This is a genomic window from Enterococcus sp. OL5, assembly GCF_006491895.1.
In the GTDB taxonomy this organism is placed as follows: Bacteria; Bacillota; Bacilli; order Lactobacillales; family Enterococcaceae; genus Enterococcus_D; species Enterococcus_D innesii.
On record NZ_VHIL01000002.1, the window covers coordinates 274,186 to 288,094 of the forward strand.

Below are 13,909 nucleotides of genomic sequence, written 5' to 3' on the forward strand. Positions count from 1 at the left end.
TAAACTTCCCAAAAAACTGAAAGGCGTAGGTAAGTACGTATGAAATTCACATTAGATGAAACACAAAATAACCGTCTGCTCGCTGCTATTTTTCAAGAACTCGCTGTCATAGTCTTTGATCCGCAAAAAGAAGTTGTTTTCGCCAATGCCAACATGACTGATATCCTAGGGTACAGCCAAGAAGAAATCATTGGCTTACCGCATCGGACCTTTTGTTTTGACCATTATGCTGTCAGTACGGATTACCAAGCTTTCTGGAATCAACTGCTTTACTCAAAGCAACGGTTTCAAGACAAAATCATTCGGAAAAACAAACAAGGAGAAAAACTGATTTTAGAAGGGATCTACTTCCCTGTCCTCGATGAGCAGCAAGAAGTCGTCAATGTCGTCAAAATCGCTTTTGACATTACCCAAAGAGAACAAGCCTTAGCGGTCACTATCAAAAAAGTGCAAGAAAGTGCTGCCTCCCTGACACGACTTTCTGCCAACGGGCACCAGCAAGTCGATCATTTGTCAGAGAACTTGGCGCAAGTCAAACGGCTGTCTGATCAAAATCAAGCAACGACCCATGCCTTAGAAATGGATAGCCAACAGGTGACAGCGGTGCTGCATGACATCGACCGCATTGCACAACAAACCAAACTGCTATCCTTCAACGCTTCCATCGAAACAGCACACATCGGCGAACAGGCAGCTGGCTTTCGGGTAGTTGCCGATGAAATGCAAAAATTAGCCGAACAGACCAAGCAGTTGACCCAAACCATTGCCACAACCATGCAAGCCATCAATCGACAAGCCTTAGTCGTGTTAGATAGTGCCGATTCGACGACCATGAAAATCAGTGATTCGCAAAAAAGTCTCGCTGCCGTTTTGCATTCTTACGACACGTTGCGAACGACGGCCAGTCTTTTAAACGATGAAGCCGAGTATTTAACAGAGACCAACGATGCTGAGTTGGAAACCACATGAAGTGAAAGAGCGCCGCTGTTTGCGACGCTCTTTTTTTGACCAATAATTTGATCCCTTATTTGATTTTATTGATACTTAGTACTAGCCAGCCTCCATCTCTTGCAACAACTGCTGTAATTCTTGCAAAAATGATTGGGTCGCAAAGCCCAATGCTTGGAGAGGAATGCGGTATTCCTGTTGAATCACCAAAAAGCTACTAAACATTTTATGCTGGATCTCAAAGGCAAGGTTCGTCCAAACACTCCAGGAAAAACTGGCTATTCGTTTTTCTTTCTTTTCGTACGTGCACAAATACACTCGTTCGACGCCAAAAAGCAGCCCCGCGTTCGCTTTTTTGCCCGTCATCTTTGCCGTTAGCAGTGCCAGAGGTGTCTCCGTTTCAGGCACTTGAAAACTAGCAAGGACTTGGCTTTGCCATTGCCGTGGCAGCACTTGTCTTTCTCCAGAGAAATAGAACAAAAAATTTTGTTTTTGAAAAAAGGCAGTCAAACGGTTTTGTCGCTGGTTGTGCTGATGGATGGGCGCCCTTTGAATCGGAGACGTCTGGTTTCTTGACGTTGGTTTTGGCTGCTCCCGTCCAACGAAAACGTCGGCTGATGGTGCGTTTTCCCTACGAGCAGCAGATGGCAGACTGATTTTCTTCAAGAGAGCCGCCAGCTGGGTTAGCGTAAGCTGTTTGTCCGTCAGGGAACTGGACTGGGCAATTTTGGCGTGGTCAAAGGGCAATTTGATGACCATTTTGCCGCGGCAATACAGACAGATTGCCGTACCAACACCCCAGTTTACTTCTAGTTCCCCTAAACAATGGGGACATTGAATGGGAATGATATCCATAGGATCATCCTTTCGTTTCGATGCATCAATCAGAGCTATTCGTTGTAAAAATACGGATCGTATTCCAGCTGACAAACGCCAGCAGCACTAGAAGCGATAAGCCATAAAAACCGAAATACCAAATCAGGAATGCTAAAAAAAGGATCAAGGCGAATTCATACGCCATATTTTCGAGACTGCTGTAAAATACTGTTTTCCGGACGAGTTTCTTCCTGCGCGCTTCAAAAGCTTTCTTCACGGCAGCCGTTGATGCATCCGGCTGACTCAATGCTTGAGAAAGTTCCGCTTTGAATCTGCCGTATTCTGAGAAAAACTTGACCTCTGGTACGAGCAAGAAATACCAAGTCGCAAGACAAGCAATCAGCAAGATGACCGCTGAAGCGAGCAGACTAAAGGCAACAGCCGGTAATAAAAACCCATCAAATAGAAGATTCGAAGTAATTCCAGAAAAAAATCCCACAAAAAAGAAGGTATAGCAGAACCGCCAAAGAACACTGCTGGTCCTAGAAAAACTTTTCTTGACTTGCACCAGCTGTTCACATTCAGGAAGCTGGGTTGGAAAGAGCCGTTCAGCATCGGTACCATCAGCCACGAAAGAATAGGTTTGGTTTCCGTACTTGAATTCGCCGAGATAATAAGGAAAATACAGTTTTTCCGTCTCGCAATGCTTAGGAAAAAGAGTTAGTTGAAGCTCGCTTGGGGTTTCTGTTCCAATCAAATAGTCTCTCGCTCCCGCTTCAAAGGCTTCCAATAAATGGGGATCAGCGAGTGCCGTTTCTCTAGAAATATCAAAAGGTAGCACTTGGATGTCTTGGTTATGTGCCGAAAACTGCTGCATCTCTGTGCAATAAGCGGCTCCTTTTTTAATATGCAGCGGCAGTTTGCCATTGATACTGTAGTCAACCTCTTTTTGGGCATCCGTCGGAAACACTTCACTGAAAACCGTGGTGTTGCCACTGCTATGTAAATGAATACTGGCACTGATACGCCCCTGTCCCCTCTGCTGTTCCTGATGCACATAAGCCCCTCTTACTTGGGCTTCATAGTCGATCTGAAAATAATACAGGGGGATAAATACACGTTTCAGCTGAACTAATTCGAGCTCAAAAAAGACACTTTCCGAAATGGTGTCCTGCCAAGCCAGCTGCTTTTTCAAGGCCTGGAGACACCCCTCTTCGTCATAGGCAAAGGGATAGAAGCCTTCTTTGACTGATCCTTGAATGTGCGCTAAATCTTTGAGTGTGGCCTCTGGTTTCTTTTGTTCCGTTTTTTGAAGTTCCGGTTTGATCAGCAACTCGTTCAAACAATACTGACAGACAGCTTTTCCTGAGTCCCAATCAACTTCTAGACGTCCCAAACAGCTGGGACATTGAATTTGGGTGATTTTCATTTTTACTCCTTTTTTTGAATACATATTTTCTTGTTGATACCCTAGTTGATTTTTTAGAGGGGAGAACCGTCTATTTTTATGGCGGCTTTTGGGGGAAGATACCACAGGAACCTGCTGATTTACAGATGTTTGCTCGTTTCATTATGTATGATCTTAACGTCTTTTTTCAGTGATGAAGCAAAAAAACGTACTGAAACTAAGTGCCCTTTCGAAAAAGACAATACAGATAAAACAGCCATTTACATATCATATTATAACAAAAAATAAAGGAAATCTATTTATTATTGATAAAAATATATATTGATTTGCGATTGCTCCTCCCTTCTACTCTTATCAGCATTGATTACCGGTTATGAATGGCTTATAAGTTAGGAAAAATGTTATAATTAAAATATTCACAAGAAAGGAAATGAAGAAAGTTATGGGGATGTTTATTTTTGTTATTGGTTTTTTGACAATGGTTGTAAGCGGAATCTTTTTTGTTCTTAGTTTGATCAAGAAAAAGCCGCTTCGCAACAAGATCGTTATTTTTATGGGTGGTTTTCTCTTATTGATTGGCGGAGCACTAATGACTCCAGCAGCAACACCGGAGCTTCACGTAGATGAAGCAGAACTGGTTACCAACGAACAAGGCGAAGCGGCGATTACGGGTCAAACCAACCCAGAAGCGCAACTGACGATCAACGGGGTGGAGGTTTCGCTGGCGGACGAAACATTTTCTTACACCGTGCAACTTGAAGATGAAGAGGAACAGGAATTTACTCTCCAAGCCTCAATGGGTGGAAGCACCAAAGAAGAAGTCGTCACCGTCAAACCTTCTCGCGCATTTCTAGCGAGTTTGCAAGCTGAAAGACAAGAACAAGCAGCACTGGAAAAAGCTGAGACGGCACTGGCTCTTGCCGAATCCCAGCCAAACCAAAAGAATTACGACGAAGCCGTGACGCTGATTCATGCTTTAAGTAAAACCTACGAAGATCTCGCTACTCGGCTAGCTGTAGTTGAAGAACACCTTGCCATCGGCAAAGCCCTCGATACCGCTGAAGCTTCTCTTGAACGCAGGGATTTCGATCAGGCAAAAGAATTGGTCGCACAAGCGATTTTGAACAAGGAAACGTTTGAAGGTCGGTTATCCACTGTAGAAACTAAGATTTCTGAGAAAGAAGCAGAAGCACTCGTTGCAGAAGCTGTCCAAGCGGTGGAAGCGGCAGAGGCGGAGCCGACAAAAGATACCCTTGCTCGTGCAGAAGATGCTGTCGCTCGTCTCAAGACCCCCGATGAGGAATTAGCTACTCGAACAAAAACAGTGGCGCAAACAATCGCTGCCAACGAACAAGCAGCCGCTCAAGCCAAGGCGGAGGAAGAACGGCAGGCAGCCGCCGCTGTGCCAGAACAAAGTCAGCCAGCCGCTGCTAGCAATCAAGCCCAAACGTCGGTCCTCGTTACACCAACAGGTTCGAAATATCATACGAGAAAATGCGGCAACGGTACCTACACGCCTGCCACTTTAGCAGAAGCGCAAAGTCGCGGACTTACTCCTTGCGCAAAATGTTTTCCGTAATAGTCACTAATATTTTGCAACGAAAAAAACAAACCTCATTTTTGCCTAAGGTTTGTCCACAGTCTGAAGCGGTTGTCTCGTCGGAGACAGCCGCTTTTTTATCACTTGCTATTTCTCATCGTAAGAAAACTCGTACTCGTTTTGTTCGTCATCGCTCAGACGCTTGTCATTGTTGTCCGCCATTTTGAATACTTTCTCAAAATCATTACCAGTCATGCGCACTTCCTTTTTCTCTTGATCAATGATTACTTGGGCATTTGTCACTTCAAAGGTGTGCATAGTGCCGATGTCTGCCGCAGTCAGTGCTTTGCTTTTGGGAAACTCTGCTTGCAGATGTTCATTGATCTGCGCTAACTGTTCTTCTTGTTCCTCCGCGATATCCGCAGGTGATTGATTCGGATTGGTAAAAAAAGTCAGCGTTTTATTGACAGTGATCTTTCCATCTTCAAATAGATACAAAGCATATTGTTGATGACTGTTGCTATTGGTCAATACTTGATTCGCAGCTGCAGAGTCAACCCCTGAGCGGCTGCAGCTTGCCAAAAAAAATAACGCCGCTAAACAAACGGTAGCAAATATTCCTCTACCTAACTTGCTTTTCGTTTTCATTTTTCCCCTCCTCGTTGTCCCTAAGTTTCCTTCTTTCATGATTTTTCGCAAACCCGTGGGTTTGTGTTTCCTGTCAAATTGAGTTATTTTCAGTATAGCATAAACAATTTGCTTTTATAGCTTTTTTTTATAATGAAATTAATTTCACGCGCAAAAAAAACCAACCTTGTCGAGACAAGATCGGCTTTCTTTAGGATTGATTCGTTGAGATCTTTGAACGTTCTCGCTGGGATATGATCGCTGCCTATTGTCCAATTAGTCCGACAACAAGTCCTAAAACGATCACTCCTAGAAACCCATTCACAAGGTGCAACCCGACTAATTTGCGGGACTGTCCCGAGTAAACAGCCATCACGAAGGTGGCGACCCCATAAACCCCTAACCACAATAAGCAAGCGACTTGCAAGGAGGTCATCAGCCAACCATCATGATCGAATGTGGCAAACCAATAGACGACTTGATAGGTCGCTGCCGATAAGAGAATCCCACCAACGATCGTTCCGCCAAAGGTAAAGAGCATGTCTCCGGTCGTCATCTGCTGACCGTTCATCTTCTCTGCCATTCCTGATTCCTTCGCCCAAAACTTGCCCCACTTATGCATCGGATTGTAAAGCAGACTTTCCACCACGACCCAGCTGAGGGTACCGAAAATCAATGTCCAAAAATTAACCATTATCGTTTTCTCCTACACTTTATTTTATCGTCACATTCCTGAGAACCAAAAAAACAACCAAACGCGGGGTTCCTTCCCCATCAGTTTATGCCTTAAGAGAGGTTTCTTCAACTTTTTCCACTAGTGTCCCCTATTTTTCGATGGTTCCAATAAAAACTAAGAAAAATGATCGTATACAGCAATGCGGTGAAACCTGTAACCGCTAATGGGTTAGTGATCAAGATACCGGCAAACAGCAAAAGCAACGCAAGGATCGCCCCACCCAAAAAAATCGTATAGCCCATTTTCTGCTGCTTGCGTACCAAAACAAACGCCGCCACACTGATCAACAACCAAATCAGTAATACAGTATACGACAGGGAGCCTGCCAGATAATTGAAGAGTTTGTCGCCTAAGAAGTAAGAAAGAACGACCCCAAGATATAAGGTGCCGCTACAAAACATGATCGCTCGTTGGGGCACACTGTTTTTATTCAGCATCGTGAAGCGGCTTTTTTTCTGGCCATTGTTGCTTAACCGGAAAAACAACGTTCTTGAAGAAGCATAGACCCCAGAATTGATGGAGGAAAACAAAGCCAAAATGATCACTAAATTAACGATGTCGGAAGCAAAAGGCACATGGATTTTTTGAAACACCATTACAAAGGGACTGACATTTGGATCTGCTAATTGATTCCACGGATAAATGATCAGTAAAAGAAACAAGGGAATGATGTAAAAAGCGGCAATCCGAGTCATTACTCCTTTGATTGCTTGAGGGATCGCTTTTTTGGGATTTTCTGCTTCACTGATCGTGATGGCTACTAACTCAGAACCGCCGTACGAATAGATTACGACCAATAACGAATTGATAAATCCTTTGAGACCATGAGGGGCAAAACCGCCATAGTCTGTCATTTGTCTCATCGTCGGTAAAAAGCCCAGATCTAAAACTTGCGTGGCAACCAGATAGAGACCCACCAAGATCAGCGCGATCACCACACTGATTTTGGCCCACGAAAGCCAATATTCCGTTTCCGCAAACAAGCGAACCGAAAACAAATTGATGATAGTCGTGAGTAGTGCCAAAATCAAAACAAAGATCCAAGCTGGAATATTGGGAAACCACAACTGCAAAAAGCTTGCGGCGGCAACTGCTTCGGCGATGATGTTGATCATCCACATCGACCAGTAGATCCAATCAATGAAATCAGCTGTATGCACGCCGAGATACGGCTGGACTAAGCCCGAAAGGCCATGTTGTTTTTGGTCAGATAAGACCAATTGACCCAGCCCTGTCATAACGACAAATAAAATCAGCCCGCAAAAAACAAACGCCAGCAAGACCGCAGGCCCCGCTAACTGGATCGCTTCACCACTGCCTTTGAATAGGCCGGCACCGATTGCACCACCTAACGCCAACATAGTGATGTGTCTGGTTTTCATCTGTTTTTTTAATTGATTTTTTTCTGTCATAAGCTCCTCCTCGAAAACCGTTGATCCTTCATACATGGTGGTTCTCCCACCGCAATTATTTTTAATTATATGAATGATTTTTTTTAACTACCTCATAGAGAATACCAGACGTTTCTTCTATTGCAACTAAGAATTGAAAAAATTATCTATTTTTTCTGAAAATTCTATCTTCCTCTAATCTTTTTCACCTAAATCAAATATTGGCGAGCTTTTCTTTAGGCGAAGGCACTAAAAAAAGCCATCTCCCGACTTGTGGGAAATGACTTTCTGTCCGTTTTTTAAAGCAGGCTCTATGATCAATGGGTCGTAAGCAACTCGTCTTTGATAGCGTCAGGGAGATCCTGCTCAGTCACCTCTTGATACGACTCCACATGTTTACCTTTTGCATCAAGCTCTAGGTAGGCATTTTCTTTTAATTTTTGTGGTGCCCAAAACGTGATTTTTATTTTTTGTCCATCTTCATTGATTCCTTCTTGCGTATATTCATAGGCGTCGTGTTCTTGCGGCACGCCGTATTCGTCTGATGTTTTGACATAAACCTTTTTCTCCGGTACGAAAGGATTGAAACGATCCACCAGCTGAACCAGTTCGCTGGAATCATCTTTCGTAAAATAAGACCATGTAACCAATGTGACGGTCCCGATCGTTAACACGAGCAGGATCATACTAATTGCTTTTTTCAAGTGATTGTCCTCCGTTTTTTCTATCTACCTTCAGTATAAAAAAACAAGCGATAAATATAATCAAACTTAAGACGTATTTTTCCGTCGGTCATTGTGACTAAGACAAAAAGGGACCACTTTTTCAAAAGAAGCGGTGGTCCCTCACTTAGATGTTCCGTTTGTTCGTGTCCTTAAACCGTCACTGCCACATCGATCAGCTTGCTTTGCAAATGAACGAGGGTCTCTTGCGCGACACCAATCGTCCGTAAATAACGATACGCATCGGTATAGGTTTCTTCAAGATGCGTTAAGACGGGCAACAGATACTCCGGTGCTGACAGCCACATCTCATTCGTGATCGTTTGGACTTGCTGAGCTACCAGCGGGTTAGCAGCTAAATAGGTGTGCGTCGTTTGATAGTTGGCAATGATATCGGCTTTTGCTACATCTGCCAGTTGAAGCAGCAGCATAGCGATCACACCCGTCCGATCTTTGCCCGCCGCACAATGAAATAACACACAACCTTCGGCAGCCGCCATCGTTTCCATGATCTGCTTGATTTGCTCTTTGCGGTCTTCAATCATCTGGATATACAGCTCCGCCATATTGAAAATCAGCGGCTGCTCCAGTTGGGTCACATCCCCCATCGTTTCTGAAATCAAGGAGATCGGCCAGTTCTCCACACCGTCGATCACAGGTGTTGGCTCCTTTTCGATCTCTAAGGTCGTCCGTAGATCAATGATGGTCGTCAGCTGATACCTTTGTAAAAAAGCGATATCTTCTGGATGTAGATTGGCTAGGCTGTCGCTTCTTAAGAAACGCTTCCAGGCAGTTGCTCCGTCTTTTGCGGCATAACCGCCTAAATCTCTTGTATTATAGGTTCCTTTTAATGGCAATCGTGTGTACATTCTTGATCGTCTCCTTATCTCATTCGTTTTTTGAATTGTCCGATCCCTAATTCGACACTGATCATCGTGAAAAAGATCAGCAAAATCAGCATCGAAATTTCACCATAGTTGTATTGACCGATCGCCCGCGTCAAGAGCATGCCGATTCCGCCGGCGCCTACCATTCCGAGTGAGATCGATTCAGCGATGTTGCCTTCTAGACGAATCGACGTCCAGGCTAGAAAGCGGCTGCTCAAGTTAGGCAGCAGGCCTTCTGTGATCATTTGCAGCCAGCCGGCACCGGTGGCTTGCATCGTTTCAATGATTGCCGCGTCTTGTTCTTCGATCGAACTGATAAAGGATTTTGTTAAATACCCCACCGTCGGGAAAACCAGTCCTAAAACCCCCGAGGTATTCCCAAATCCTAAACTAGCCACCACGATCAAGATCCACACAAGGGCTGGAACGGCCCGTACTACCGCTACACTCCCTTTGATAAGCATTGAAAGGAAAAGATGCGGTGTGGTGTTGGCTGCTCCAAGAAAGCTTAATACCAGTGCAATGAGCCACCCGATGAATAAACCGCAGATCGCCATACACAAGGAAACAAACAATTGGCCCAACGCTGGAATGATTTTTGAAAAGTCGAGGGTCATAAATTTTGCTAAAATCGTCCCAGCATCTTGCCAACGGCTTAAAAAGCGCGCGACCTCCAAGTCCAGCAAAGCCACACTTGTGATCAGCAATAAGACGAGGCCACAAATCGTGCCTAAAGTCAGCAGTCGTTCTTTTTTCGTAGATAATGCAATTTTTGTTGTCATCGCTTCCTCCTTCAATTAGGCAATTCGTTTTCTAAGCTGATTGACTGCAAATTCAGTCAATAGCACCAGCAAAACTAAAAGAATAATTAGGGCAAACGCTTCGCGGTATTTAAATAAACGAATATTGGTCTGAATCATGATCCCCATTCCTCCTGCCCCTACCATTCCTAAAATGGAAGACGCACGAATATTGATTTCGAAAGAAAACAAGGTCCAATTGATCCAAGAAGGAATAAATTCAGGAATCAATCCATGAAAAAGAATCTGCCAATAAGAGGCGCCTGCTGCTCGCAGCGCTTCTAATTTACTGCTGCCGATCTCATCGATCGAATCCGCATAAGAACGAGCCAGAAAACCTAAGGTCGCAACGGTCAATGCCAATAGCCCCACCATATTCCCAATGCCGAAAATATAAACGAACAGCGATGCCCAAACCAGTACTGGGATATTTCTCAGAAAAGAGATCACCATGCGGACGATCGTCCGCACTAGCGGATACGGATTCGTCTGCTCTGACATCAGCAACCCGCAGACAAAAGCCAAAAAAGCCGAGAGATAGGTGCCAACGATCGCAAACAAGACGGTCTCTGCCACCAAAGGCAAGTAACTACGGATATTTGCAAAATTTGCTGGGAAAAAGTTTTGCACAAAAAATCCCACAAATGCTGGAAGTGACCGAAAGGCTTCCACCACATTGATTTGCAAATAGGCAAACGACAATAGGACAGCTACTACTACCAACAAGCCGTTCAAGACTCGTCCTTTGTTTGACTCAACCCTCAACGGAATCACGAATCTAGGCTTCTCCATAGGTCAACTGCTCCTTTCCTACGGGAATCGTTGCTTGCGTTAACCTCTGCTGTTCTTCTTTTCCTTGATAGATATGTGCGATCATCGCTTCTGTCAATTCTTGGGGCTTTCCGTCAAAGACGATCTTCCCTTCTTTGACACCGATGATCCGAGTGGCATATGCCCTGGCAAAATCAACTTGATGCAAATTGACGATGCAGGTGATCTGGCGTTCTTGGGTGATCTCTTGCAACTGTTTCATGACGACTTTCGCAGCGTTAGGGTCTAAAGAAGCGATCGGTTCATCCGCCAAGATCAGCTTCGGCTGCTGCATGATGGCGCGGCATATACCAACTCGTTGCATCTGTCCTCCAGACAACGCATTGGCTCGCTGGTACATCTGCTCTTGTAGACCGACTTTTTCTAATAGTTGGACCGCCTCTTGTTTGTCTTTTTCAGGATACAGCCCGAAAGCCGTTTTGCGAAAAGGAATTTTCCCTAAGCGCCCATGCAGGACATTCTTAAGCACATTGGTACGGCCAATCAGATTGTAATGTTGAAAAATCATGCCGATTTCTGAACGAATCTGTCGCAGCTGCTTTTTCTTCGCACGGGTGATGTCCGTCCCCGCAAAGATCACTTGCCCCTCAGAAGGTTCGATCATGCGGTTGATTGAGCGGATAAAGGTCGATTTCCCAGCACCCGATGGACCGATCACGACGATAAATTCCCCTTCTGCCACCGTCAGATCAATTTGCGACAACGCGTATTTTTTTCCATCATAGGTTTTACTCAACTGCTTGATTTCTAATAAGTTATTCGCCATGACTATTCCTCCTCTAAGTTAAGGATCTCGACCATTTCTTGTACCACTTCATAATCTTCATCTTTTGCTTCGGTAAAACGAACCTCTTTGCTGCCATAGAAGGTCTCAAAATACTCTTCGTTTTCATAGGTAAGGTAAAAGTCTTTCAATGCCGTTTTGGTTTCTGCTGGCAAATCGGAGCGAACGACGAAGAGGGCATTCGGGATCGTCTCTGTTTCTCCAATCACTCGGATATCGTCTTCTTGGATCATCCCAGCATCTACTAGTGAGGTGATGACTTGTCCAGCCACTGCTGCGGCATCGTAATCTCCTTTGGCTACCCCCATCAAACTGGAATCGTGCTTGCCTGAATAGGCGACAGTATCAAAAAAGTAGCCGGGATTTTCTAATTGATTCGGATCTAATGACAACTCTTTGACTAATTTCGCCTTGGGGTACATATAGCCAGAAGAAGAAGCAGGATCAACAAAGGCAAAGCTTTTTCCTTTTAAATCAGCCAATGACTGCGTCGTGGTATCGTCTTTTCCAACAACGAAAAGCGTTTTGTATTCTTCTTGGCCCATTGAAGTCGTTGTCACTAGTGGTTCTGCACCTGCGATTTTTTTTGCTTGATAATAACTCATTGGACTAACTAATAAGACATCCAGCTTCCCTGCTTTCAACGCCTCGATCCCGACCGAGTAGTCAGCACCTTCTAATTCTTCCACTTCAATTCCTAACGCCTCTGACATGTCTGAACGGAACTGCTCATTTTTCTGACCAGAGTCTGGATTTGTTTCATCTTGTATTTGAACGATCGTCAGTTTATCAACTGACTGTCCATCTTTAGCATCCGCCGATGCTGCTGATTTCCCGCAGCCTGCCAGCATGCCTAGTGCAAAAATGTGAATGAGACCAACCAAAGCCCACTGTTTTTTATTCATAATAAAAAATCCTCACTTTTCGTTTTGTTTAGTAGTATACTACTAACAATATGTAGTATACTTTGATTGAAACAAAGGCGTCATCAAGAACGGGTAAAAACTACGTAAAGGTCTTGTAAACCCACAAATGGAGGAAACGACGTTGGAAGAAACCATCGAAACCATTGTCTATAAAAAAATAAAAAGTGAGATCCTCACAGGAAATATCAAAGTCGGCGAAGCATTTTCGGAAGCTTCTTTGTCCAAATCGACCGGCTATAGCCGCAGTCCGATCCGCTCTGCTTTAAAACAGCTGGAACACGAAAAATTGGTCACTTATAAGAAAAACCGCGGGGTCGTTTTGCGGGAAGCTTCAATCAAAGAACTGGCCGATATCACGCAAATCTGTGTCAATTGGCTGATTTTAACTACTGAGCAGGTTGCTGCTGGCTTGGGGAGTTTTGCGATGGACGACATTCAACAGCTGCTGAATGAGGCCAAAAAATACCGACAGCAGATGGATTACGTCAATTATATGAACAAGATGCCGGAAGTCTACATGGCGATCATGGCGGCCAGCCCCAACGATCTGCTGGTCAGCACCTACCAATGGTTGAGCAGCCGTGTCATTAGTGCCTCAATCTATAAAAAAATGGCGAATCCTAAAAATTCGCCTAAAAAAACACTGTCGACGGTTCAATTTTTCCAAGCTTATATCGACTATCTCCAAGCAGAAGATTATAGCCAAGCCATTCGTTGCTTAAAAGACTACCAGCAATATGCCAATCATCAGATTCTTTATTATGGGTATTTGTAAAATCGAAACGCCTATACCTTAACGATATCGATTGAAATCTGCTTTGAAATTGCTAACAAGTACATGGGAGTGTTCCCCTAGTAGCGAAACATTGACATATACACTGCTCACAACCGCATCAAACCAAACAACTGCTTTTATAAAAGATAACGAGGTGCCCCATGCTAGAAATCAAACTGATCGATCAAGAACACCAAGCTGACATTCGCTTGAAAAACGAACCCTTCTCCTTATGGGGGAAAATGCTGCGGACTTATAATGAGGGCAAATGGCAGTACACAATCTGTAAATTTGCACCTGAAGACATTCAGACGATGCGTTTCCCAGATGAAAATTATTGCTATGATGAAATGAGCCGAAACAGTCTGTTTATCGGTGCTTATGATGATGGAAAATGCATCGGCTTAGCAATCGTTCAAGACGCTTTTTTCAAGTATCTGTACCTCTATGACTTAAAAGTCAACACAGACTACCGCCAGCAAGGAGTCGGTCAACTGCTGATCCAACAGTCACTGAAAGCGGCCCTTGCCAAGGGCTATCGCGGCATCTACACGCAAGCGCAGGACAACAATCCTTCTGCCTGTCTGTTCTACTTGCGGGCAGGCTTTCGCATCGGAGGCCTGGATACGGAGGTATACAAAGGCACCAATCAGGAAGGCAAAAGTGACATTTTGTTTTATTTGGATGCAGCGGAAACGGCAGGCAAAAAATAGCTGAA

Annotated in this window: 15 protein-coding genes; 4 read left to right on the top strand and 11 right to left on the bottom strand. The window is 44.3% G+C overall.

Going from position 1 to position 13,909, the window contains the following annotated elements:
• Nucleotides 1-39 precede the first annotated feature (39 nt).
• Nucleotides 40-969, top strand: coding sequence for a methyl-accepting chemotaxis protein (locus FJU10_RS03825; RefSeq protein ID WP_140965199.1), 930 nt, complete (start codon nt 40-42; stop codon nt 967-969).
• Nucleotides 970-1,050: 81 nt separating this feature from the next.
• Here FJU10_RS03825 and FJU10_RS03830 read toward each other — a convergent pair whose 3' ends face one another.
• A complete protein-coding gene (locus FJU10_RS03830) occupies nt 1,051-1,803 on the bottom strand; it encodes a hypothetical protein (RefSeq protein ID WP_185932298.1) in 753 nt (250 codons plus the stop codon).
• A 25-nt stretch (nt 1,804-1,828) separates the two neighbouring features.
• A complete protein-coding gene (locus FJU10_RS03835) occupies nt 1,829-3,193 on the bottom strand; it encodes a hypothetical protein (protein WP_140965200.1) in 1,365 nt (454 codons plus the stop codon).
• A 421-nt stretch (nt 3,194-3,614) separates the two neighbouring features.
• On the opposite strand from FJU10_RS03835, the gene FJU10_RS03840 reads away from it, so the two are divergent.
• Nucleotides 3,615-4,751: a serine protease gene (locus FJU10_RS03840; protein WP_140965241.1), complete on the top strand. Its 1,137-nt coding sequence runs from the start codon at nt 3,615-3,617 to the stop codon at nt 4,749-4,751.
• 108 nt (nt 4,752-4,859) lie between these two features.
• Here FJU10_RS03840 and FJU10_RS03845 read toward each other — a convergent pair whose 3' ends face one another.
• The 9 genes from FJU10_RS03845 to FJU10_RS03885 form a co-directional block, all read right to left on the bottom strand.
• Nucleotides 4,860-5,360 carry a hypothetical protein gene (locus tag FJU10_RS03845; RefSeq protein ID WP_140965201.1) on the bottom strand — a complete coding sequence of 167 codons (501 nt, stop codon included), beginning with the start codon at nt 5,358-5,360 and terminating at the stop codon, nt 4,860-4,862.
• Between the two features lie 244 nt (nt 5,361-5,604).
• Nucleotides 5,605-6,033: a DUF1761 domain-containing protein gene (locus FJU10_RS03850; RefSeq protein WP_086293648.1), complete on the bottom strand. Its 429-nt coding sequence runs from the start codon at nt 6,031-6,033 to the stop codon at nt 5,605-5,607.
• Between the two features lie 107 nt (nt 6,034-6,140).
• Nucleotides 6,141-7,487 carry an amino acid permease gene (locus tag FJU10_RS03855; protein WP_140965202.1) on the bottom strand — a complete coding sequence of 449 codons (1,347 nt, stop codon included), beginning with the start codon at nt 7,485-7,487 and terminating at the stop codon, nt 6,141-6,143.
• Between the two features lie 296 nt (nt 7,488-7,783).
• Nucleotides 7,784-8,152: a YxeA family protein gene (locus tag FJU10_RS03860; protein ID WP_140965242.1), complete on the bottom strand. Its 369-nt coding sequence runs from the start codon at nt 8,150-8,152 to the stop codon at nt 7,784-7,786.
• 188 nt (nt 8,153-8,340) lie between these two features.
• Nucleotides 8,341-9,057, bottom strand: a complete 717-nt coding sequence (locus FJU10_RS03865; RefSeq protein ID WP_140965203.1) for a tyrosine-protein phosphatase — start codon at nt 9,055-9,057, stop codon at nt 8,341-8,343.
• Between the two features lie 14 nt (nt 9,058-9,071).
• Nucleotides 9,072-9,857, bottom strand: a complete 786-nt coding sequence (locus FJU10_RS03870) for a PhnE/PtxC family ABC transporter permease (protein WP_140965204.1) — start codon at nt 9,855-9,857, stop codon at nt 9,072-9,074.
• A gap of 15 nt (nt 9,858-9,872) precedes the next feature.
• The gene (gene phnE / locus FJU10_RS03875) at nt 9,873-10,667 is read right to left on the bottom strand and encodes a phosphonate ABC transporter, permease protein PhnE (RefSeq protein WP_140965205.1); all 795 of its coding nucleotides are present in this window, start codon (nt 10,665-10,667) and stop codon (nt 9,873-9,875) included.
• Nucleotides 10,654-11,472, bottom strand: a complete 819-nt coding sequence (phnC, locus tag FJU10_RS03880) for a phosphonate ABC transporter ATP-binding protein (protein WP_140965206.1) — start codon at nt 11,470-11,472, stop codon at nt 10,654-10,656. The genes phnE and phnC overlap by 14 nt, the downstream gene beginning before the upstream one ends.
• A gap of 2 nt (nt 11,473-11,474) precedes the next feature.
• Nucleotides 11,475-12,395, bottom strand: coding sequence for a phosphate/phosphite/phosphonate ABC transporter substrate-binding protein (locus FJU10_RS03885; protein ID WP_128488790.1), 921 nt, complete (start codon nt 12,393-12,395; stop codon nt 11,475-11,477).
• 142 nt (nt 12,396-12,537) lie between these two features.
• On the opposite strand from FJU10_RS03885, the gene FJU10_RS03890 reads away from it, so the two are divergent.
• Nucleotides 12,538-13,191, top strand: coding sequence for a GntR family transcriptional regulator (locus tag FJU10_RS03890; RefSeq protein WP_140965207.1), 654 nt, complete (start codon nt 12,538-12,540; stop codon nt 13,189-13,191).
• A 161-nt stretch (nt 13,192-13,352) separates the two neighbouring features.
• Nucleotides 13,353-13,904, top strand: a complete 552-nt coding sequence (locus FJU10_RS03895; RefSeq protein ID WP_140965208.1) for a GNAT family N-acetyltransferase — start codon at nt 13,353-13,355, stop codon at nt 13,902-13,904.
• Nucleotides 13,905-13,909 lie beyond the last annotated feature (5 nt).

Bases quoted from the DNA above. Each gene is read 5' to 3' on its own strand.
- FJU10_RS03840 (WP_140965241.1), top strand. From the start codon at position 3,615: ATGGGGATGTTTATTTTTGTTATTGGTTTTTTGACAATGGTTGTAAGC.
- FJU10_RS03885 (WP_128488790.1), bottom strand. From the start codon at position 12,395: ATGAATAAAAAACAGTGGGCTTTGGTTGGTCTCATTCACATTTTTGCA.
- FJU10_RS03870 (WP_140965204.1), bottom strand. From the start codon at position 9,857: ATGACAACAAAAATTGCATTATCTACGAAAAAAGAACGACTGCTGACT.
- phnC (WP_140965206.1), bottom strand. From the start codon at position 11,472: ATGGCGAATAACTTATTAGAAATCAAGCAGTTGAGTAAAACCTATGAT.
- phnE (WP_140965205.1), bottom strand. From the start codon at position 10,667: ATGGAGAAGCCTAGATTCGTGATTCCGTTGAGGGTTGAGTCAAACAAA.
- FJU10_RS03835 (WP_140965200.1), bottom strand. From the start codon at position 3,193: ATGAAAATCACCCAAATTCAATGTCCCAGCTGTTTGGGACGTCTAGAA.
- FJU10_RS03850 (WP_086293648.1), bottom strand. From the start codon at position 6,033: ATGGTTAATTTTTGGACATTGATTTTCGGTACCCTCAGCTGGGTCGTG.
- FJU10_RS03830 (WP_185932298.1), bottom strand. From the start codon at position 1,803: ATGGATATCATTCCCATTCAATGTCCCCATTGTTTAGGGGAACTAGAA.
- FJU10_RS03895 (WP_140965208.1), top strand. From the start codon at position 13,353: ATGCTAGAAATCAAACTGATCGATCAAGAACACCAAGCTGACATTCGC.
- FJU10_RS03845 (WP_140965201.1), bottom strand. From the start codon at position 5,360: ATGAAAACGAAAAGCAAGTTAGGTAGAGGAATATTTGCTACCGTTTGT.
- FJU10_RS03865 (WP_140965203.1), bottom strand. From the start codon at position 9,057: ATGTACACACGATTGCCATTAAAAGGAACCTATAATACAAGAGATTTA.
- FJU10_RS03855 (WP_140965202.1), bottom strand. From the start codon at position 7,487: ATGACAGAAAAAAATCAATTAAAAAAACAGATGAAAACCAGACACATC.
- FJU10_RS03860 (WP_140965242.1), bottom strand. From the start codon at position 8,152: ATGATCCTGCTCGTGTTAACGATCGGGACCGTCACATTGGTTACATGG.
- FJU10_RS03825 (WP_140965199.1), top strand. From the start codon at position 40: ATGAAATTCACATTAGATGAAACACAAAATAACCGTCTGCTCGCTGCT.